Genomic DNA, 20,111 nt, shown 5'->3' with positions numbered 1-20,111 from the left:
GTCACGGCTCAGCGTGACGGACGGCGCCGGGCGAACCGGCGACGGGGCCGGCGGGCGCGCGACTCGCGCGCCAGGCGCAGCTGCTCGGCGTGACGGGCGTGCTGGAGACGGCTGGCGATCTCCGCCCTGGCGAGGTCGTGGTGGAGGTTCATGCCGGGACTTCCTCTCGTGTTGTGGTGCTCGTGGTGATGGTGGAGGTGGAGCGGGCGGTCAGGTGCGAGGCGACCCAGGCGGCGTCGTGCTGCACGAAGCCGAGGAGCGAGGAGCCGCGGGTGTGCTGCCACGGCAGGCCGACGAACCAGAGGCCCGGGGCCGGGGTGCGGCCGCGCTCGTGGACGACGCGGCCGGACTCGACGACACCGGGGACGTCGATCCAGGCGTGGTCGGTGCGGAAGCCGGTCGCCCAGACCACCGCGGCCGGTCGGGCCACGCCCCCGGTGGCGAAGCGGACGGCGTCGGGCGTCGCGGCCACCACACGGGGGCGGACGTCGACACCGGCGCGGCGCAGGCGTCGCAGCGGGGTGCCGATCACCAGGTCGCCGCGCTCGCGCATGCGGCGGGCGAGCGGGGAGTCCGCGGTCCGGGTGACGACGCCGAGCCGGGTCAGCCACCAGAACAGGTCGCGGCCCAGCAGCCGCTGGGGGAGCTCGAGCGGCGGACTGCCGGCGGAGAGCGTGACGTCGCGGGTGGCGGACAGCTCGAGGGCGATCTGCCGACCGGAGTTGCCGTCCCCGACCACGACGACCGGGCCGTCGGGCACGGACGCCGGGTTGCGGTACGCCGAGCTGTGCATCGAGACGACGTCGGGGCCGAGACGGGACGCGATCGCCGGGACCACCGGCACCTGGAAGGGACCGGTCGCGACGACGACCTGCGGCGCGCGCAGCCTGCCGTGGGGCGTGTGCACGACGTAGGTGCCGTCGACGCGCTCGAGGCGCTCGACCGGGTGCTCGAGCAGCACGGGCAGGGCGAAGCGCGCGGCGTAGGACGCAAGGTAGTCGGCGACCTCGTCCTTCGTCGGGTGGCTGCCGGCCGGCGCCGGGAACGCCCACCCGGGCAGGCCGTCGTGCTCGGCCGGGGTGAAGAGCCGCAGGGAGTCCCAGCGCTCGCGCCAGCTGCCGCCGACCTCGTGGCCGGCGTCGAGGACGACGAAGCGCAGCCCGCGGCGGCGCAGGTGGTAGGCCGTGGCGAGGCCGGCCTGGCCGGCGCCGATCACGATGGCGTCCAGGTCATCGGGGACGTCGAGCGCGTCGTGCTGGTTCATGGCGGGTCCTCCGGGGTGGTGGCTGATCGGGTGTCCCCACGCTAGGAATCCGGGGCACCGGGTCGCGCCGGTGAAATCACCGGGATCCGCACCCGGCGGACCGGCGCCGGGACCCGGCCGAGAACCCGGCGATTTCCCCGGCGCGACCCCGGTGGTCCCGGACCGACGCTTCTGGGACCGGCGGCACCCGAGCCGCCCCGATCCCCAGGAGCTCCGATGTCCACCACCGAGGCAGGCACCCACCCGCCGCACGGCGCCCACCCCGTCCCCGTGGAGGTACGACGCCCGTGGACCGTGCTCGGCCTGATGCTGGCCGCGCAGTTCATGGTCGTGCTCGACGTCAGCGTCGTGAACGTCGCGCTGCCGAGCATCGGCGACGACCTCCACCTCAGCAGCTCGTCCTACCAGTGGGTGGTCAGCGCCTACGTCCTCCTCAGCGGCGGCCTGCTGCTGCTCGGCGGGCGCATGGCCGACCTGTTCGCCCGCCGCCGCGTCTTCCTGACCGGCCTCGTCGTCTTCACCGGCGCCTCGCTCGCCAGCGGCCTCGCCGACTCCGCCACCGCGCTGATCGCCTCGCGTGCCGCCCAGGGCGCCGGCGCCGCCCTGCTCACCCCGGCCGCCCTGTCGGTCGTGATGACCACGTACGCCGGGCGCCAGCGCGCTGCGGCGCTCGCCGTGTGGGGCACGGTCGCCAGCATGGGCATCGCCGCCGGCGTGCTCTTCGGCGGCCTGCTCACCAGCGCCCTCGACTGGCGCGCGGTCTTCTTCGTCAACGTCCCGATCGGCGTCGTCGTGCTCCTCGGCACCCTGCGCAGCGTCCCTGCCGGGGGCGGCGCGAGGGCCGGGGTCCGTGACCTCGACCTGCCCGGCGCCGTCACCCTCGTCGGCGGCCTGGTCGCCCTCGTCGAGGCCGTCGAGTCGGTGGGCAGCCACGGCTGGGACTCCCCCCGCACGCTGGTGTGCGCCGCGGTCGCGGTGGTACTGCTGACGGCCTTCGCCGTCGTCGAGCGCCGCGTCACAGCCCCGCTCGTGCCGCCGCGCACCTGGCGGGTCCGCTCGCTGGTCTCGGCATCCACCGTGATGGCCGGCGTCACCGGTGCCGTGGTCGGGGCGATCTTCCTCAGCTCGCTCTACCTCCAGCAGGTGCTCGGGTCGTCCGCGGTCGTGACCGGCCTGCAGTTCCTGCCCCTCGCCGCCGCGATCACCGTGAGCGCCGCGGTCGCCTCGCACCTGCTCCCGCACGCCGGCCCGCGCGCCCTGATCGCGGCCGGCCTCGTGGTCTCGGCCGCCGGCGCCCTGCTGCTGTCGACGACCGGCGCCGACGCGACGTACGCCGCCGACGTGCTGCCCGGCTTCCTGGTGCTGGGCGCCGGCGTGGGCCCGATGTTCGTGGCGATCTCGGTCGGCGCGATGGGCGACGTGCCCGCCGAGGACTCCGGCCTCGCCAGCGGCGTGATGATGACCGGCCACGAGGTCGGCGCCGCGATGGGCGTCGCGCTGGTCACCGTCGTCGCCGGCGACCTCACCACCCGCGCGGGCCTGGTCTCCGGGTACGCCGACGCCTTCGTCGCCGTCGCCGTCCTGCTGCTGGCCCTGCTGGTGCCGACCGCGCTGGTCCCCCGCCGCACCGCCGCCGGCGCCCACAGCCACGGCCACGGCCACCACTAAGCATTACCGTTGCATACCCAGAGGGGGTATGCTACGTTCCCCGTCACACATACCCCCTAGGGGTACCAATCAAGGAGAGAGCAGATGACCGAGAACACCGTCCACACCTACGCCGTGACCGGCATGACCTGCGACCACTGCGCCCGCGCCGTGCGCCAGGAGGTCGGGGCCCTCCCCGGCGTGACCGCCGTCCACGTCGAGGTCGCGACCGGCGACGTGACCGTGACCAGCGACCGCCCGCTCGCCCGCGACGAGGTGGCCGGCGCCGTCGACGAGGCCGGCTACCAGCTCGCCGGCTGAGCCGGCACCCACCCACCCACCGAGGAGCAACCGCCATGACCACGACCACCCCCTCCCCCGCGACCACCGGTTCGACCGGCCCGACCGCCGGCCCGACCGCCGAGTCCGGCTTCGACATCGGCGGCATGACCTGCGCGTCGTGCGTCGGCCGGGTCCACAAGGCCCTGTCCCGGGTGGAGGGGGTGCTCGAGGTGTCGGTGAACCTCGCCACCGAGACCGCCCTCGTCGTCCACGACCCGGCGACCAGCACCACCGAGCAGCTGACGGCCGCGGTGGCGAAGGCCGGGTACGCCGCCACCCCGCGCCACCCCGAGCCGACCGGAGACCGGGCCGGCGAGGGCTCGGTCGCTGAGGACGACGACAAGGACGCGGAGCGCGACCGGGTGCTCGCCCGCCTCAAGCGCCGCTGGCAGGTCGCGCTGACCACGGGCCTCGCGCTGATGGGCGTGATGTACCTGCCCCTGCACCTCGACACCATGGACTGGCTGATGCCGCTGATCCTGGTCGTCGCGACCGTCGTCCAGCTCTGGGCCGGGAACGACATCTACCGCGCCGCCTGGGCTGCCGCGAAGCACCGTGCCACGAGCATGGACACGCTCGTCGCGCTCGGCACGGGCGTGGCGTACGGCTACAGCGCGTTCGTCACCCTGTGGCCCGGGCAGGCCCAGTCGTGGGGGCTGCCGCTGCACCTCTACTTCGAGACCGCACTGATCGTGGTCGCGCTGGTGCTGATGGGCCGCTGGCTCGAGCTCAAGGCCAAGAAGCGCACCGCCGCCTCGATCCGGGCGCTGGTCGCGCTGGCCCCGCAGACCGCGCGCGTGCTGCGCGGCGGCGAGGAGCACGACGTGCCGGTCGAGGAGGTCGTCGTCGGCGACCTCGTGCGGGTGCGTCCCGGCGAGACACTCCCGGTGGACGGCATCGTCCACGAGGGCGCCTCCACCGTCGACGAGTCGATGCTGACCGGCGAGAGCGTCCCGGTCGAGAAGGCCGTCGGCGACACCGCCATCGGCGCGACGCTCAACCGCACCGGCACCCTCGTCGTCCGCGCGACCGCGGTCGGCGCCGACGGCACGCTCGCCCAGATCGTGCGCCTCGTCGAGGACGCCCAGGGCTCGGCCGCCCCGATGCAGCGGCTGGCCGACCGGGTCTCGGCGTGGTTCGTGCCGGCCGTGCTGCTGGCCGCCCTGGTCACGTTCCTCGCCTGGCTGACCTTCGGCCCCGAGGCCGACCGGCTGGTGCTGGCCATCGGCACCACGGTCGCCGTGCTGATCATCGCCTGCCCCTGCGCCCTCGGCCTGGCCACGCCCACCGCCGTCATGGTCGGCACCGGCAAGGCCGCCGAGCTCGGCATCCTGGTCGGCGACGGCACGGCCCTCGAGACCGCCCGCCGCGTCACCGCGGTGGTGCTCGACAAGACCGGCACCGTGACCCGCGGCCGCCCCGAGCTCACCGCCGTCACGCCGTACGACGGGTGGGACGGCGACGAGCTCCTCTCGCTCGTGTCGTCGGCCGAGGTCGGCAGCGAGCACCCCGTGGCCGAGGCGATCGTCGCCGGGGCCCGCGCCCGCGGCCTGGCGCTGCGCCCGACCGCGGAGTTCGAGGCGGTCCCCGGGCACGGCATCACCGCCCTGGTCGCCGGGCGCCACCTGCTCGCGGGCAACCGCGCGCACCTCGCCGCCGCCGGCATCGACGTCGCCGGCCTCGCCGATGCCGCCGAGCACGCGGCCGACGCCGGCGCTACCCCGATGTTCGTCGCCGTCGACGGGCGGCTCGCCGGCCTGCTCGAGGTGGCCGACACCGTGAAGCCCGGCGCCGCCGACACCGTCGCCCAGCTCGAGGCGCTCGGACTGGAGGTCTGGATGGTGACCGGCGACAACGCCGGCACCGCCCGCGCCGTCGCCGAGCAGGTCGGCATCCGCAACGTGATGGCCGAGGTGCTGCCCGCCGACAAGGCCGAGCGCGTCGCGCAGCTGCAGGCCGCCGGCCATGTCGTGGCCATGGTCGGCGACGGCATCAACGACGCGCCCGCCCTGGCGCAGGCCGACCTGGGCGTCGCCATGGGCGCGGGCACCGACGTCGCGATCGCGGCGTCCGACATCACCCTCGTCGGCGGTGACCTGCACGGCGTCGTCTCGGCGATCTCGCTCTCGCGGCGGACCGTCACCACGATCAAGCAGGGACTGGCGTGGGCGTTCGGCTACAACGTGCTGCTGATCCCGGTCGCCGCCGGCGCGCTCTACTGGTGGGACGGCCTGCTGCTCGACCCCGTGCTGGCGAGCGCCGCGATGGCCATGAGCTCGGTCAGCGTGGTCACCAACGCCCTGCGCCTGCGCCGCTTCGAGCCGCCGGCCACCGCCCACGACGTGCTGCACCAGCCGCTGCGCGCGCGGGTCGGCCAGTGGGCCTACCTGGTCGGCGTCGGGGTGGTCGCGCTCGCGATCGGCACCGCGTTCACCTGGGCCAGCCGCACCGACCAGGCCGAGCGCGGCATGAACGGCGTGCTCACCTGGTCGGAGGGCATGGGCATGCCGATGCGCCCACTGATGAGCACGATGGAGGAGACCGAGGTGGCGCCGGTCGACACCCACGCCGCCGGCCTCGAGGTCGACTACGACGTGCCGGCCGTGATCGAGCCCGGGGTGCCGACCCCGGTGACCGTGACGGTCCGCGACGCCGCGACCGGTGACCCGGTCGACGACCTGGTCCGTACCCACCAGGTGCCCATGCACCTGATCGTGACCCGCGACGACCTCGGCACCTTCGCGCACCTGCACCCCGAGCCGACCGGCAACGACGGCGAGCTCACGGTCGACGTCACCTTCCCGACCGCCGGCGCCTACGCGCTGCACACCGAGTTCCGGCGCCAGGGCCAGATGGCCGACGTGCTCGACGAGACCGAGGTGTACGTCGCCGGCATCCCGCCGCGGCCGGTCGCCGTGCCCGCCGACGACGTGCGCAGCCAGGTCGTCGACGGCGTGCGGATCGACCTCGAGGGCGACGCGCACGTCGGTGAGAGCAGCGACTTCACGCTGCGCTTCGCCGACGCGACGACGGGCGCGGCGGTCACCGACCTGCAGCCCTACCTGGGCGCGGCCGGCCACGTGGTCGTGATGCGCAGCGACGGCTCGATGTTCGGTCACCGGCACGCCGAGACCTTCGACTCCGAGGGCCGTCCGGTGTTCGCCCTGCCCGGCACGACGTTCGGGCCGGAGCTCGACCTGCACGTCACGTTCCAGGTCCCCGGGGCCTACCGCCTCTGGGCGCAGTTCCGGCTGGCCGACGGGACCGTGGTCACGGCTCCGTTCGTGGTGCACGCCCACTGAGCCGCTCGAGCAGCTCGGCCGTCGGGGCGACGGTGGCGAACTCCCCGTGGAGGTTCGTCGCCGTCGCCCTGGCCAGCTCGTCGGCGGTCATCGTGCTGCCGTCGGGGCCGGTGCGGTCGAAGGTGTGGGTCGCGTCGATGGCGAACCACACGTCGTACCCGAGGTTGCCGCCGACGCGCGCCGTGGTCTCGCAGCAGTGGTTGGTGGTGATGCCGCAGACCACCAGCGAGCGAACGCCGTGGCCGCGCAGCCAGGCGTCGAGGTCGGGCTCGCCGTGGAAGCTGGAGTTGACCTGCTTGGTCACCAGCAGGTCGGGCGCGCGGTCGGCGAGGAAGGGCTTGAGCGCGTTGCCCGGCGCTCCGGGGCGCAGCGGGCTGTCCGGCTCGTCGGAGTCGTGCCGCACGAGGACCACCGGCCTCCCGCTCTCCTCGAAGGCCGCGACCAGCGCCGCCACGTTGTCGTCGCAGGCGTCGTTGTTGCGCCGCCCCCACGCGGGCTCGTCGAACCCGACCTGCACGTCGACCACCACGAGCGCGGTGTCGGGGCCCAGCGTCGTCACGTCGTCCACGGTCGTCCTCCCGGAGGTCAGCGGTGCGCGCGCCAGTGTGCCCGCTCCGCCGCACGTCCGTCGACCTACGTGCGGACGCACGCACACCGGTACGGTGGGCCGGTGCCCGACGAGACCGAGCGGATCGCGGCCTGGGCCGCCCTGCTGCGGACCCACGCCGCCGTCGTCCCCCGGCTCGAGCGTGCGCTGCAGGCCACGGGCCTCCCGCTCACCTGGTACGACGTCCTGCTCGTCACCAACGCGGCTCCCGAGCGGCGTCTGCGGATGACCGAGCTCGGCCAGCAGGCCGTGGTCAGCCGCGAGCGGGTCAGCCGGGTGGTCACCGAGCTCGAGGCCGCGGGGCTGCTCGAGCGGCAGGCGAACCCCGACGACCGGCGCTCGTCGTACGCCGCGATCACGCCGGCCGGGCGGGCCCGGCTCCGCACGGCGGCCCCCGTCTACCTCGCGGCCGTCGAGGAGCACTTCCTCGGTCACCTCGACGACGAGGAGATCCAGGTACTGGCCCGCGCGCTGCCCAAGGTGCTGGCGGCCGAGGAGGGCTGAGTCCCGACGTGTGCGCACGCACACACTTGACCGGGCCTCCCTTCCGGCATATTGTGTGCGTGCGCACGCACTTGTCTACGAGAGGAACCACCATGAGCGCCACCACCCACAGCACCCCCACCGCCACCCGCACCGTCGGCGGTGACCTCCTGCCCGCGCCCGGCACCTGGCGCCTCGACCCCGGCCACACCGACCTGTCCTTCTGGGGCCGGCACTTCATGGTCACCAAGGTCCGGGGCCGGTTCACCGGCGTCACCGGGGCGGTCGTCATCGCCGACGACCTCGAGGACTCCAGCGTCGAGGTCACGATCGACATGGCGACCGTGGAGTCCGGCAACCCGACGCGCGACGATCACCTGCGCTCCGCGGAGCTCTTCGACGTCGCGGCCTACCCCCGGGCGACCTTCCGCAGCACGCGGGTCGAGTGGTCGGGCACGCGCGGCACCGTCCACGGCGACCTGACCATCCACGGCGTCACCCGCGAGGTGCCCCTCGAGGTCTCCTTCGAGGGCCACGCCCGCGACCCGTGGGGCGGTGACCGCGCGATCTTCTCCGCGCGCACGACGGTCGACCGCGAGGACTTCGGCATCACCTGGAACGTCGCCCTCGAGGCCGGTGGCCTCCTGGTCTCCAAGGAGATCCGGATCGAGATCGACCTCGAGACGGTCCTCGACGCCGGCTGACCGGTCTCAGCGCTGGGCGAGGTACGCCGCGCCCGCGGCGCGCAGCCGGTCGTGGATGCCGGCGTAGGGGTCGTGCGGCGGCAGCAGCGACTTCCGCACCTTGGCCACCACCGTGTAGTTGGGGTCGCAGACGTTGGCCACCGGAGACTCGGCGATCTGGGTGACGAGCTGGTAGGCGTCGAGCGGCGCCAGCCCACACTCCTCGGACACCCAGGTCACCAGGTCGTGCTGGGCGATGCGGAAGGCGTCCTCCAGGGGACGCGCCGAGCCGGTGCTCATCAGGTGGTCGTCGGACTCCAGCCGCGGCCACGGGGTCGCGGCGCCCTTCACCAGGTCGACGATCACGACGGTGTCCATCGCGGCCTCGACGGCCACCCCCGCAGGTCTCGCCCTCGCCCTGGCGGCAGTGCCCGTCACCCAGCGCGAGCTGGGCTCCCTCGACGTTCACGCCGAGGAAGCAGGTGACCCCCGCCCGCATCTCGGGGGTGTCCATGTTGCCGCCGTGGGCGTCGGGCACCAGCGACGACCGCACCTCGTACGCCGCCGGGGCGACGCCGACCGTGCCGTGCATGGGGTCGAGCGGCAGGGCGACCTGGTGGTCGCTGAAGCGCGCCCGGAAGTCCACGGTGCGCGCCACCCGGTCGACGTCGTAGATCCAGGTGACCTCGGGCAGCGGCCCCTGCAGCCCCGGCGTGTGCGTGGTGGTGGTGAGCGCCCCGAACAGCGGGACCGTGGTCGAGGCCGCCCAGTCACGCGCGGGCTCGATCGAGACGAAGTGCACGGCGAGCGTGTCGCCGGGCTCCGCGCCCTCGACGTGGAACGGCCCGGTCAGCGGGTTCACGAACGGCAGGTCGACAGCGGTCGACACCACGTCGTCCTCGGTGCGGATCTTCCCCGCGAAGGCGTCCTCGGTCCACACCTCCAGCACGTCCCCCGGCCGCACCCGCCGCACCGGCGGGACGCCGCCGAAGGTCCAGCTCAGCTCGTCGGGACGTGGCCGGTAGCGGAGGATCTCCATGGCGCACCCTGCGGACGCGGGGCCGCCGGCGTCAAGGGCCCGGCGGCGACGGTCTGGGCGGCGTCGCGGCGCCGGAGGCGGCGGTGGGCCACCACCGCGACCACGGCGAAGACGGCCAGGACCACCACGCTGGCACCGCCGAGGGCGTGCTCCACCGTGGGCAGCGACCGGCCGGCGACGTACCCGAGGGCGGTCATGCCGACGCCCCACACCAGGGCGCCGGCAGCGTTCCAGGCGAGGAAGCGCCGGTAGGGCATCCGGCTCATCCCGCACAGCGCCGGCGTCGCCGCCCGCATCAGGGCGGTGAACCGGCCGGCGACCACGGTCACGCCGCCCTTGGTGCGCAGGCGCTCGCTCACCGCCTCGAGCCCGGTGCGGCGGCGGCGCAGCAGCCGCGTCTCCAGCAGCCGCGGGCCGGCCCGCCGGCCCACCTCGTAGCCGATGCTGTCGCCGACGACCGCGGCCAGCACGACGACGGCCGCGAGCAGCGGCAGCGAGATCCGGCCCGTGGTGGCGGCCAGGAGGCCGCCGACGAGCACCGCCGTCTCGCCGGGGACGACGAAGCCGACGAAGAGCGCGGCCTCGGCGAGCACCAGGGCGCCGACCGCGACGTACACGACCGGGGGCGGGAGGCTCGACAGCAGGCCGAGGACCGTGTGCATCACGATGCCCTCCCGGGGTGGCCGCGGTGGCGACGGGCGCCATCCATGCTGTGGACGCTACGTCGCCCGCATGAAGGCGAGATGAAGCGCGACAAGGTGAGCCGACGCGGCCCTCACTCGTTGCTCGCCGGCTCCAGCGACAGTTGGCCGCGACGGGCCTTGGCGTCGAGGTAGCGCCCGTTGACCTCCGACCCGTGGCGCGCCGTGGGCACCGTCCCGACGACCCGGATGCCGGCCGCCTCGAGCTGGACGGCCTTGTCGGGGTTGTTGGACAGCAGGCGCACCCGCTCCACCCCGAGCGCGAGCAGCATCTGCGCGGCGACGGCGTAGTCGCGCTCGTCCTCGTCGAAGCCGAGCGCGAGGTTGGCCTCGAAGGTGTCGAGCCCGTCCTCCTGCAGGGCGTAGGCGTCGATCTTGTTGTAGAGGCCGATGCCGCGGCCCTCCTGCCGCAGGTAGAGCAGGTAGCCGCCCTCGGCCGAGATCCGGTCGACGGCCTCCTGCAGCTGCGGCCCGCAGTCGCACCGCTCGCTGCCGAGCACGTCGCCGGTCAGGCACTCGCTGTGCAGCCTCACCAGCGGTACGTCGACCCACCGCCGCGCCGCCCGGACCGCGCGGTCGCCGAGCGCGAGCGCGACGTGCTCGCGACCGTCGAGCAGCCCGTCGAAGGACGCGAGGCGGGCCGGGACGGACGAGCCGTCCGGCAGCCGGACCGGCAGGCCCACGTCGCGGCGGACGGTGGCGGTGGGGACGCGTTGCAGCACGGGGTCCTCCTCAGGACGTCTGCTCGAAGCGGGACGACAGCGCGTAGCGCAGCAGCACGACGTCGCCGATCTGCCGGGTCTCCGCCAGGTGCGCGCGGTGCCCGGCGTGCCAGGGGTAGGCGCCGTCGCCGACGAACCGGCGAGCGCGCGAGGTGCCGACGAAGAAGGGGGCGACGACGAGGTGGAGCTCGTCGGCCAGGTCGGCGGTGAGGAACTGGGTGTGCACCCGGCCCCCGCCCTCGACCATGAGCCGCCGGACCCCGCGGTCGAAGAGGTCCTCGGTCACCCGTGGGACCTCGACCGGCTCGCCGCCGTCGATCACCGTCGCCACCGACGACAACCGGCGCCGCGCCGCGGGGAGGGCGGGGCTGGCGCAGTAGACGAGCTTCTCGCTGTCGCCGGTGGTGAAGAAGTTGCTGCACGCGTCGAGGCGGGCCCGGCCGGTCACCGTCACCTTGATCGGCGACTCCGCGAGGCCGCGGCTGCGGCGCCGCAGGCGCCGCTCGGGGTTGCGCACCAGCAGCCGCGGGTTGTCGTTGCGCACGGTCGCGGCGCCGATGAGGATCGCGTCGCACTCGGCGCGCACCTCGTCGACCCGGTCGAGGTCGGCCTCGTTGGAGAGCACGAGGCGCTGCTGCGTCGCGCCGTCGAGGTAGCCGTCGAGCGAGATGCCGCAGCTGAGGATCGTGTAGGGGCGGTCAGCCACCGGACCCACCTCCCGTCGCGAGCAGCACGACCGCGCCGGGCAGGTTCGCGACCAGCACGATGGCGCCGTACGCCACGGCCGCCGCGACCCCCTGGTCCGCGCCGAGGCCTGCCGCGGCGAACACCCAGGCCGCGGCGCCCTCGCGGGGTCCCCAGCCGGCGACGCTCAGCGGGAGCCCGGCGGCCACCAGCACCAGCAGGGCCAGCGGGAGCAGCGTGGACAGGCCGGTGTCCACGCCCACGGTGCGGGCGGCGACGACGTACGTCGCGACGTAGCAGGCGACGGCCACGACCGACGCCAGCGCGACGCCGGGCCACGACCTCCGGCCGAGGGGTCCCGACCGGACGTCGTCGTGCGCCACCCGCACCAGGCGGAGGACCCCCGTGGTGCCCTCCGCCGGTCGACGGCGGGCCAGCAGCAGGCCCGCCACCAGGAGCGCGGTCGCCAGGCCGGCCACCGCGGGCACTCCCCGACCGACCGGTGACGGCAGCACCACCAGCACGACCGCCGTCACCGCCACCAGCACGACCTGGCCGGCGCTCCGCTCCCACGCCACGGCCCGCAGCCCGCGGCCGGTGTCGCCCGCGTCGCGCCCGTGGACGACGCCGCGGTGGACGTCGCCGACGACACCCCCGGGCAGCACCGTGTTGAGGAACTGCGCGCGGTAGCAGGAGGCGACCGCGGTCGGCACCGGGACGCCGACCCCCAGACCGTCGGCGACGAGGTGCCAGCGCCAGGCCGAGGCGAGGGTGCTCACCAGGGCCAGCGTGACGCCGAGGGCGACCGCCGCGCCGTCCAGCGACGAGACGCCGTCCACGAACGGCCCGGTCCCGGTGCGCCACACCACCACGACCAGCACCGCCGCTCCCAGCGCCCACCGCCACGACCCCGCCCACCACCGGGCCTGCCGGGCGCTCACGCGGCCACCGCCCGGAGCACGGCCGCGACGCGGTCGGCGGTCTCGGCCCAGCGGGCCAGCCCGTCGCGCCGCTGCCGGGCCGCCGCACGGAGGCGCGCGCGCAGGTCGGCGTCGACGAGCCAGGCGCCCAGCAGGTCCTGGAGCGCCGACACGTCGTCGGGCGGAGCCAGCAGGCCCGGCACCGTCCCGTCCGGTGCGGCGCCGAGGGCCTCCGGGACGCCACCGACGTCCGCCGCGAGGACCGGGAGCCCGTGCGCGAGCGCCTCGGTGACGACCATGCCGTAGGTCTCGCCCCGGGAGGCGAGCACAAGCAGGTCCGCCTCGTCATACGACGCGTCGAGCGCCGGCCCCGTGCGGGGTCCCGCGAGCTCGAACCGCTCCTCGAGCCCGGCGGCCCGGACGTCGGTGCGCAGCCGCGCCACGAAGTCGGGAGCCACCGTCAGGGCGCCGACGCACACGCACCGCCAGGACAGGTGGGCGATGCCCGCGAGGGCGGCGACGAGCAGGTCGTGCCCCTTGCCCGGCGTCACGGCCCCGACCGCCACCAGGGCGCCGCCGGAGGTGGTGCCGGCCGCCGGGGAGGCCGCGTCGACACCCGGGTGGGCGACGTGGACCCGGGACGGGTCGAGCCCGTGGTGCTCCAGCAGCCACCGCCTGCACCAGCGACTGGTGGCCACGACGGAGGAGGCGGCCCCGAGCACGGCGCGCTCCGCGCCGAGGATCCAGGGGTCGCCGGTCCCGACACCGAGCGGCAGGTGCACCAGCACCACCAGCCGCAACCTGGTCGCCGCCGGCACCACGACCTCCGGCACCGACGAGGCCACCAGCCCGTCGACGACCACCAGCGCGCCCTCGGGCAGGCCACCGAGTGCGGCCGCCAGGGCGTCGGCGCCGGCCCGTCCGGCCCGGGGCCAGGCGCCGGGCACCTCGACCGTACGCACCGACCAGCCCGCCGCGCCCAGCTCGTGGCAGAGCCGGCGGTCGTAGTGGTTGCCACCGCTCGGCCGGCGCGGGTCGGCGACGCCCTCCGGCACCACCAGGTGCACCTGGCGGGTCACGGTCCGACCGCCCGCTCGTACGACGCCGACGCGACGTGGGACTCGCTGAGGGTCACCACCAGCCCCGTCACCTGCGACGCCGGGCCGAGCGCCCCCGCGGCGACCCGCTCGGCCAGCCGGTCGGCCACGTGGCGCGCGAGCACCTCCGTGGTGGTGTTGGTGCCGGCGAACGCCGGCTCGTCGTCGAGGTTCCGGTAGCTCAGCGCGGCCACCACCTCGCGGAGCTCCTCGGCCGCGCGGGCGATGTCGACCAGCACCCCGTCGTCGTCGAGCGCGGGGCCGCGGAAGGTCGCGTCGACCACCATCGTCGCGCCGTGCAGGCGCTGGGCCGGGCCGAAGACCTCGCCGCGGAAGCTGTGGGCGACCATCATGTGGTCGCGGACGGTCACGCCGAACACGGCACCTCCCGGGCGTCGTAGCTGACGGTGTGGCACAGCGCGGGCAGCTCCCGCGAGGCCAGCCGCGGCATCACCTCCGGCAGCGTCGCGAACGACGACTCACCGGTGAGCAGGGCGTCGAAGGCCGGGTCGCGCAGCAGGTCGAGGGCGAGGGCGAGGCGGTCGGCGTGCGTGCGCCGGGTGCGCCGCGCGGGGGCGACGCTGCCGACCTGGCTGGCCCGGATCGCCAGCCGGCCCGAGTGGAAGCTCCCGCCGAGCGACACCGTGGTCGTGTCGTCGCCGTACCAGCTGAGCTCGACCACGGAGCCCTCCGGCGCCAGCAGCTCCAGCGAGCGCTGCAGCCCGGCCGCGGTGGCACTGGTGTGGAAGACCAGGTCGCGCCCGGCGTCCACCTCGTCGGGTCGCGCGAAGTCCACCTCGAGCCGGCGCGCCACCCCGGCCCGCGCGGGGTCGACGTCGACGAGGGTCACCTCCACGCCCGGCACCCGCGCGAGCAGCCGCGCGACGCAGCAGCCGACGGCCCCGGCGCCCACCACCGCGACGCGGTCCCCGAGCAGCGGCGGCGCGTCCCAGAGCGCGTTGACCGCGGTCTCGACGAGGCCGGCGAGCACCGCGCGCCGGACCGGCACCCCGGCGGGCACGGGGGTGACCGCCGACGCCGGCACGACGTACGCCGTCTGGTGCGGGTGCAGGCAGAAGACGGTGCGGCCGAGGAGGTCCGGGGCGCCGTCCTCGACGACCCCGACGCTCAGGTAGCCGTACTTGACCGGCCCCGGGAAGTCGCCGACCTGGAAGGGCGCGCGCATGACGTCGTACTGGCTGGGCGGCACACGTCCGCCGAACACGAGCGACTCGGTGCCGCGGCTGACGCCCGACCGGAGCGCGCGCACGGCCACGTCACCGGGGCCGACGTCGCCGACCTCGGCGGCCCGGATCTCGCCCACGCCCGGCTCGCGCACCCAGAACGCCTGTGCCTCGCGCACCTGACCACCTCGTCCCACTGAACCGGAGGACCCGCTGCGTCGTACGTCGACGTGTAGGTCCCTGCTGCTACGTCCTAGGTGAACGGAGAGACCGTGCCTGCCGTTCAACTGCCACCCACGTCGTCCCGGCGCCGGGTCGGCGCGGTCGTCATCACCGTGCTGGCCGGGGCGCTGGTGCTGCTCGTCCTCACCGCGCCCGACCGGCTCGAGGAGATGCACCTGTCGGCGTTCGTGCGACTGCCGGTGGAGGTGATCGTCTTCCTCGCCCTCGTCCTCGCGATCCCGCCGCGGTGGGGCCGCGTGCGCACCGCCCTCGCCGTCACGGCCGGGCTGCTGCTCGCGGTCGCCGCGGTCTTCCGGGTCCTGGACCTGGGCTTCCTGGAGGCGCTGAACCGCCCGTTCGACCCGCTGATCGACTGGCAGTACGCCGGCTCGCTGGTCGAGACCGTGCGGGGCTCGGCCGAGGGCGCGACGGGCGTGCTGCTCCTCGTGGCGGCCGGCCTGCTGGTGCTGGCCCTGCTGGTGCTGGTGCCGCTCGCGGTCGTGCGGATCACCCGGGTGGCCGGCGAGCACCGCACGCAGGCGGTGCGGCTGGTGGCGGTGCTCGCGTCGCTGTGGCTCGCCCTCGGCCTGCTGCAGGTGCGCACCAGCGCCGGCGCCGTGTCGAGCGGGCAGATCGCGACGTACCTCTACGGTCAGGTCGCGCGGATCCCGTCGGAGCTGCGCGACCAGCGCGAGTTCGCGCGCGCGGCGGAGACCGACCCGCTCGCCGACACCCCCGGCTCCGACCTCTTCACCGCCCTGCGGGGCAAGGACGTGCTGGTCGTCTTCGTCGAGAGCTACGGGCGCGTCGCCGTCGAGGACTCGAGCGTGGCGCCCGGCGTCGACGCCGTCCTCGCCCACAGCACGCAGCGGCTGACCCGCGACGGCCTGCACGCCCGCAGCGCGTGGCTCACCTCGCCGACCTTCGGCGCGCTCAGCTGGCTGGCGCACTCGACGCTGCAGTCGGGGCTCTGGGTCGACAGCGAGCAGCGCTACGACCACCTGGTGACCAGCCCGCGCCTCACGCTCAGCCGGCTCTTCGCGCGTGCCGGCTGGCGCACGGTCGCGGACGTGCCGGCCAACACCCGCGACTGGCCGCAGGGCGAGTTCTACGGCTACGACCACGTCTACGACTCGCGCAACGTGGGCTACCGGGGGCCCCGGTTCGGCTACCCGACCATGCCCGACCAGTACACCCTCGACGCCTTCCACCGCCTCGAGCTCGCCGCCCACGACCGCCGACCGGTGATGGCCGAGATCGACCTGGTCTCCAGCCACGCGCCGTGGTCGCGGACGCCGCGGATGATCCCGCAGGCGAGCGTCGGCGACGGCTCGGCGTACGACGGCATGCCCGAGACGCTGCCGTCGGAGACCGACATCTGGCCGGATACCGACCGCGTGCGCGCGGCGTACGGGGACTCGATCGAGTACTCGCTCCGCGCGCTGACGGCCTTCCTGACCAGCTACGCCGACAAGGACACGGTCGTCGTGGTGCTGGGCGACCACCAGCCGGCGACCATCGTGTCCGGGACGGACGCCGGCCACGACGTCCCCGTGTCCGTGATCGCCCGCGACCCCGCGGTGACGGCCCGGATCTCGGGGTGGGACTGGACCGACGGACTGCGGCCCGCGCACGACGCGCCGGTGTGGCGGATGGACGCCTTCCGCGACCGGTTCGTGGCGGCGTACGGCCCGGGCGGCGACACTGGAACCTCCCCCGGAGGGTCGGACTGAACCGGCAGCACCCCTCGCTCGTCCTCCCGGGTGAGGAGGACCCCTTGGCCGAGGACGAGGTCGCGTTGATGCAGCAGCTGCACGAGGAGCACGCCGAGGTGCTCTGGCGCTTCTGCCTGCGCCTGGTCGGCGGCGACCGCGCCCGGGCCGAGGACGTGACCCAGGAGACCTTGCTCCGCGCGTGGCGGCACCGCACCGTGCTCGAGAGCCCGCCGGCCGGGGTGCGGTCATGGCTGTTCACCGTCGCCCGCAACATCGTGATCGACGAGTGGCGCAGCCGCCGCTCGCAGCTCGAGACGACGGTGGCCGACGTGCCCGAACCCGTGGCCATCGACGACGGGAGCGACCAGCTGCTGCTGTCGTGGGTGGTGGCCGAGGCGCTGACCCACCTGTCCGCCGAGCACCGGGCGGTGCTGCTGGAGTGCTACTACCGCGGCCGCCCGGTGGCCGAGGCCGCCCGGCGGCTCGGGGTGCCCGAGGGCACGGTGAAGTCGCGCACGCACTACGCGCTGCGCGCGCTCAAGCTGGCGCTCGAGGAGCTGGGGGTGACCGCATGACCTGCCCGTTCGCGCACGACGACGCGGCGTACCTGATCGGTGCCCTCGCGCCCGCGGAGCGCCTGGAGTTCGAGCGCCACCTGCCGGGCTGCGAGGAGTGCTCGCGCGCGGTCGCCGAGCTGGCCGGCCTGCCCGGCCTGCTCGGGCGCGTCGACGAGTCGGTGCTCGCCGACCCGGCGGAGGAGCCGCCGGTGCCGGCCACCCTGCTGCCCGCGCTCGTGCGCGAGGTTCAGCGCCGGCGCCGGCGTACGGCGGTGTGGGCGGGCGTGGCCGCGGCCGCCGTGGCCGTGGTGGCCGTCGGCGTCCCGGTCGGGCTGAGCCAGGTCGGCGACCACGGCGGCCCGCCGCCGTCGGCGTCCAGCTCGGCGCCGGGCGCCGTCGAGGTGCACCCGATGACCCCGGTGGGCGAGGTGCCGGTGACCGCGACGCTCGGGCTCGAGCAGGTCGCGTGGGGGACCCGGCTGGAGCTCACCTGCTCCTACGAATCGGAGTCGGTGGAGTACCAGCTGCCGAGCGCCGTCGACTACACGCTCTACGTGCGCCGACGCGACGGGGGCACCGAGCAGGTGGGCAGCTGGCGCTCCGTCGACGGGACGACGATGCACCTCGCGGCCGCCACGTCCGCCGACCGCGAGGACATCGCGTCAGTGGAGGTGCGCACCCCGGACGGGCTCGTGGTTCTGCGCCTCGACACCTGAGGCAGCGGGCCGCGAAGCCAGCAGCGCCGCAGCCCCGGCGAGCACGGCCACGACCTCGGCCGCGGCTGCCGTCCACACCGCCCAGCCGGTCCAGTGCTCGTGGACGCCGAAGAGGCCCACGGTCGTGGCGATCACGAACGCCGTCAGCGTCGAGACGCCGAAGCCGATCGCCAGCAGGGGCGGCAGCCAGTGCCGCCACACGACGAGCAGCACCGCGATCGCGGCGCCGCCGAAGGCGTTGAGCAGGAAGGCGGGCCCGACGACGTCCTCGGAGCTGAACACGTCGAACCAGAGGTAGAAGTGGACCGCCGCCGACACCAGGACGGCGACGGCGGCGAGCAGGCGCATGGTCATGGCACGCTCCTCGGGCAGGTGGGATGGTTTCACCCGGGAGAACGGGCCCAACCCTCCTGGCGTTCACCCGGCTGCGCAGCCGGCGCCCGGTGGCGCCACAGCCACCAGGCTTCGCTGCCGAACGACTCGGCGAGCAGCACGACCGCGACCGCCAGCCCGGCGCACGACAGCGCGGGCGGGAGCAGCTGCGCCGCGGCGACGAGCAGCGCGACGCCGGAGCAGGCGGCGACGACCTTGCGCCAGTAGCGCGGTGGGACCGACCCGCGCAGCCAGGGCCACACGTGGCCGGCGACGAGGAACGCGTACCTGACCCCGCCGATCACCAGCACCCACGGCCCGGCCCACCGGGCCACGTCGATGCTCAGCACGAGCATCAGGAAGGCGTCGGCCTCGCCGTCGAGCCGTGCCCCGAAGGCCGACACCGTCCCGGTGCGCCGTGCGACGCGGCCGTCGACCGCGTCGAGGGCGAGCGCGACCGCGGCCAGGGCGACGAGGGCCCCGGTCGCGCTGGAGTCGCCGTACGACGCCGCGACGAGCGCGGCCACCGCGCAGGCGAGCGTCCCGCGGACCAGCGTGACGACGTCAGCGGGCCCGAGGAGGTCCACCCGGCGAGCCGTGGCGCTGCGGACCACGCCCGTGGCCAGCACAGCCCCGCACCCGAGCCCCGTCGCCCACGCGGCCGGCCCGAGCCCCAGCCGCGCGTCGAGCAGCCCGAGCAGGATGACGAGGGCAGCAACGCACGCCCCGACGCCGTTGCGGACCTCGACCACCGGACCTCCCTGGGTGTGGGTGCTCGAGAGGGAGTACGTCGGGTGGCCGTGTCCGGTTCACCGCCGGCCGTGGCAGCCGGGGTGGTGCTCGGTCAGGCGGTGGCGACGGGTGGCAGCCGCACGACCTGCGAGGCGTAGCTCAGCCCGGCGCCGAACGCGATCAGCAGCGCCGTGTCGCCGGGCTGCGCCTCGCCATTGCGGACCATGGTCTCGATGGCGAGCGGCACCGACGCCGCGGAGGTGTTGCCCGACTCCTGGACGTCACGCGCGATCGCGATGCCCTCGGGGAGCTTGAGGTTGCGGGCCAGGGTCTCGGTGATCCGCATGTTGGCCTGGTGCGGGATGAAGGCATCGAGGTCGGTCAGGGCCAGCCCGGCTCCCTCGACCGCCGACCGGGCGACGTCCGCCATCGCGAACGGCGCCCAGCGGAAGACCGCCGTGCCCTCCATCCGCACGACCATCGGGTGGTCGGGCGTGACGTGCTGGCAGCCGGGCTCCTGCGTGATCACGTGCGACTGCGAGCCGTCGGAGCCCCACGCCACCGGGCCGATGCCGGGCTCGTCGGCCGGTCCCACGACCACCGCGCCGGCCCCGTCGGCGAAGATGAACGCCGTCGAGCGGTCGGTCGGGTCGAGGAAGAGGCTGAGCTTCTCGACGCCGATCACCAGGGCGTACGACGCGTTGCCGCCGCGCACCAGGTCCGAGGCCACCGAGACGGCGTGGCACCAGCCGGCGCAGCCGGCGCCCATGTCGAACGCCGCCGCGCGCGAGCCCAGCCGGTCGGCGACCAGCGGCGCCGCGGCCGGCGTGTGCTGTGCGTGCGAGGAGGTCGCGACGATGACCGTGCCGAGCTGGTCCGCGGTCACACCCGCGGCCTCGAGCGCGCGACGGGCCGCCGCGGTCGCCATGTCGACCAGGGTCTCGTCCTCGCCGGCGTACCGCCGACTCCGGATGCCCGAGCGCGACTGGATCCACTCGTCGCTCGAGTCGAGCACCTCGCAGATCTCCTCGTTGGTCACGACCCGCTCCGGCCGGTAGGTCCCCAGCCCCAGCAGCGCCGTGGCGCGCGCCCCCGACGGCTGCCTGATCGTCGTCATCGTCT

22 protein-coding genes and 1 pseudogene are annotated in these 20,111 nt (G+C 75.0%); 8 read left to right on the top strand and 15 right to left on the bottom strand.

Going from position 1 to position 20,111, the window contains the following annotated elements; genetic code table 11:
* Positions 1–8: 8 nt before the first annotated feature.
* Positions 9–152 carry a hypothetical protein gene (locus tag ACFPGP_RS12685; RefSeq protein WP_378590637.1) on the bottom strand — a complete coding sequence of 48 codons (144 nt, stop codon included), beginning with the start codon at positions 150–152 and terminating at the stop codon, positions 9–11.
* Positions 149–1,264: a flavin-containing monooxygenase gene (locus ACFPGP_RS12680; protein WP_378590635.1), complete on the bottom strand. Its 1,116-nt coding sequence runs from the start codon at positions 1,262–1,264 to the stop codon at positions 149–151. The genes ACFPGP_RS12685 and ACFPGP_RS12680 overlap by 4 nt, the downstream gene beginning before the upstream one ends.
* Positions 1,265–1,480: 216 nt before the next feature.
* Between ACFPGP_RS12680 and ACFPGP_RS12675 the strand changes: the two genes are divergently transcribed.
* From ACFPGP_RS12675 to ACFPGP_RS12665, 3 genes are all read left to right on the top strand, one after another.
* Positions 1,481–2,932 (top strand): MFS transporter, encoded by a 1,452-nt coding sequence (locus ACFPGP_RS12675; protein WP_378590633.1) that lies wholly within the window; start codon positions 1,481–1,483, stop codon positions 2,930–2,932.
* Between the two features lie 84 nt (positions 2,933–3,016).
* The gene (locus ACFPGP_RS12670) at positions 3,017–3,232 is read left to right on the top strand and encodes a heavy-metal-associated domain-containing protein (protein WP_378590631.1); all 216 of its coding nucleotides are present in this window, start codon (positions 3,017–3,019) and stop codon (positions 3,230–3,232) included.
* A 35-nt stretch (positions 3,233–3,267) separates the two neighbouring features.
* Positions 3,268–6,555 (top strand): heavy metal translocating P-type ATPase, encoded by a 3,288-nt coding sequence (locus ACFPGP_RS12665; RefSeq protein ID WP_378590629.1) that lies wholly within the window; start codon positions 3,268–3,270, stop codon positions 6,553–6,555.
* Here ACFPGP_RS12665 and ACFPGP_RS12660 read toward each other — a convergent pair.
* On the bottom strand, positions 6,524–7,123 hold the full coding sequence (locus ACFPGP_RS12660) for a cysteine hydrolase family protein (protein ID WP_378590627.1): 600 nt from the start codon (positions 7,121–7,123) through the stop codon (positions 6,524–6,526). The two genes, ACFPGP_RS12665 and ACFPGP_RS12660, sit on opposite strands and share 32 nt — an antisense overlap.
* 102 nt (positions 7,124–7,225) lie before the next feature.
* Between ACFPGP_RS12660 and ACFPGP_RS12655 the strand changes: the two genes are divergently transcribed.
* Both ACFPGP_RS12655 and ACFPGP_RS12650 read left to right on the top strand, forming a co-directional pair.
* Positions 7,226–7,666, top strand: a complete 441-nt coding sequence (locus ACFPGP_RS12655; protein ID WP_378590625.1) for a MarR family winged helix-turn-helix transcriptional regulator — start codon at positions 7,226–7,228, stop codon at positions 7,664–7,666.
* Between the two features lie 92 nt (positions 7,667–7,758).
* A complete protein-coding gene (locus ACFPGP_RS12650) occupies positions 7,759–8,349 on the top strand; it encodes a YceI family protein (RefSeq protein WP_378590622.1) in 591 nt (196 codons plus the stop codon).
* A gap of 6 nt (positions 8,350–8,355) precedes the next feature.
* Here ACFPGP_RS12650 and ACFPGP_RS12645 read toward each other — a convergent pair whose 3' ends face one another.
* The 9 genes and pseudogenes from ACFPGP_RS12645 to ACFPGP_RS12605 all read right to left on the bottom strand — a co-directional run bounded on the left by ACFPGP_RS12645 (position 8,356) and on the right by ACFPGP_RS12605 (position 14,854).
* The gene (locus ACFPGP_RS12645) at positions 8,356–8,724 is read right to left on the bottom strand and encodes a hypothetical protein (protein ID WP_378590764.1); all 369 of its coding nucleotides are present in this window, start codon (positions 8,722–8,724) and stop codon (positions 8,356–8,358) included.
* Positions 8,725–8,785: 61 nt separating this feature from the next.
* A pseudogene (locus tag ACFPGP_RS12640) lies at positions 8,786–9,367 on the bottom strand (acetamidase/formamidase family protein); the annotation flags it as partial.
* Entirely contained in the window at positions 9,328–10,029 is a 702-nt protein-coding gene (locus ACFPGP_RS12635) for a DedA family protein (RefSeq protein ID WP_378590761.1), read from the bottom strand. The gene ACFPGP_RS12635 and the pseudogene ACFPGP_RS12640, both read right to left, overlap by 40 nt.
* Positions 10,030–10,142: 113 nt before the next feature.
* On the bottom strand, positions 10,143–10,790 hold the full coding sequence (locus ACFPGP_RS12630; RefSeq protein WP_465263262.1) for a GTP cyclohydrolase II: 648 nt from the start codon (positions 10,788–10,790) through the stop codon (positions 10,143–10,145).
* Positions 10,791–10,800: 10 nt separating this feature from the next.
* On the bottom strand, positions 10,801–11,496 hold the full coding sequence (locus ACFPGP_RS12625) for a RibD family protein (RefSeq protein ID WP_378590620.1): 696 nt from the start codon (positions 11,494–11,496) through the stop codon (positions 10,801–10,803).
* Positions 11,489–12,415: a lysylphosphatidylglycerol synthase domain-containing protein gene (locus tag ACFPGP_RS12620; RefSeq protein ID WP_378590618.1), complete on the bottom strand. Its 927-nt coding sequence runs from the start codon at positions 12,413–12,415 to the stop codon at positions 11,489–11,491. The genes ACFPGP_RS12625 and ACFPGP_RS12620 overlap by 8 nt, the downstream gene beginning before the upstream one ends.
* A complete protein-coding gene (locus tag ACFPGP_RS12615; RefSeq protein WP_378590616.1) occupies positions 12,412–13,473 on the bottom strand; it encodes a glycosyltransferase family 4 protein in 1,062 nt (353 codons plus the stop codon). Before ACFPGP_RS12615 ends, ACFPGP_RS12620 begins: the two co-directional genes overlap by 4 nt.
* Entirely contained in the window at positions 13,470–13,862 is a 393-nt protein-coding gene (locus ACFPGP_RS12610) for a 6-pyruvoyl trahydropterin synthase family protein (RefSeq protein WP_378590615.1), read from the bottom strand. The genes ACFPGP_RS12615 and ACFPGP_RS12610 overlap by 4 nt, the downstream gene beginning before the upstream one ends.
* Positions 13,859–14,854: a zinc-dependent alcohol dehydrogenase gene (locus tag ACFPGP_RS12605; protein ID WP_378590613.1), complete on the bottom strand. Its 996-nt coding sequence runs from the start codon at positions 14,852–14,854 to the stop codon at positions 13,859–13,861. Before ACFPGP_RS12605 ends, ACFPGP_RS12610 begins: the two co-directional genes overlap by 4 nt.
* Before the next feature lie 93 nt (positions 14,855–14,947).
* Between ACFPGP_RS12605 and ACFPGP_RS12600 the strand changes: the two genes are divergently transcribed.
* The 3 genes from ACFPGP_RS12600 to ACFPGP_RS12590 are packed head-to-tail and all read left to right on the top strand — an operon-like array spanning position 14,948 to position 17,885.
* Positions 14,948–16,630, top strand: coding sequence for a sulfatase-like hydrolase/transferase (locus tag ACFPGP_RS12600; protein ID WP_378590612.1), 1,683 nt, complete (start codon positions 14,948–14,950; stop codon positions 16,628–16,630).
* A gap of 44 nt (positions 16,631–16,674) precedes the next feature.
* On the top strand, positions 16,675–17,187 hold the full coding sequence (locus tag ACFPGP_RS12595) for a sigma-70 family RNA polymerase sigma factor (protein WP_378590610.1): 513 nt from the start codon (positions 16,675–16,677) through the stop codon (positions 17,185–17,187).
* Positions 17,184–17,885 (top strand): anti-sigma factor family protein, encoded by a 702-nt coding sequence (locus tag ACFPGP_RS12590; RefSeq protein ID WP_378590609.1) that lies wholly within the window; start codon positions 17,184–17,186, stop codon positions 17,883–17,885. Before ACFPGP_RS12595 ends, ACFPGP_RS12590 begins: the two co-directional genes overlap by 4 nt.
* On the opposite strand, the gene ACFPGP_RS12585 is transcribed toward ACFPGP_RS12590, so the two are convergent.
* From ACFPGP_RS12585 to ACFPGP_RS12575, 3 genes are all read right to left on the bottom strand, one after another.
* Positions 17,832–18,239 carry a hypothetical protein gene (locus tag ACFPGP_RS12585; protein WP_378590607.1) on the bottom strand — a complete coding sequence of 136 codons (408 nt, stop codon included), beginning with the start codon at positions 18,237–18,239 and terminating at the stop codon, positions 17,832–17,834. The two genes, ACFPGP_RS12590 and ACFPGP_RS12585, sit on opposite strands and share 54 nt — an antisense overlap.
* A 29-nt stretch (positions 18,240–18,268) precedes the next feature.
* A complete protein-coding gene (locus tag ACFPGP_RS12580) occupies positions 18,269–19,009 on the bottom strand; it encodes a CDP-alcohol phosphatidyltransferase family protein (RefSeq protein ID WP_378590605.1) in 741 nt (246 codons plus the stop codon).
* A 92-nt stretch (positions 19,010–19,101) separates the two neighbouring features.
* Positions 19,102–20,106, bottom strand: coding sequence for a beta-ketoacyl-ACP synthase III (locus ACFPGP_RS12575; RefSeq protein WP_378590604.1), 1,005 nt, complete (start codon positions 20,104–20,106; stop codon positions 19,102–19,104).
* Positions 20,107–20,111: the final 5 nt, after the last annotated feature.

The sequence above is a fragment of the Nocardioides taihuensis genome (assembly GCF_042657275.1).
In the GTDB taxonomy this organism is placed as follows: Bacteria; Actinomycetota; Actinomycetes; order Propionibacteriales; family Nocardioidaceae; genus Nocardioides; species Nocardioides taihuensis.
The sequence above is the reverse complement of the archived record's forward strand: the minus strand, read 5'-3'. Positions and strand labels throughout refer to the sequence as shown.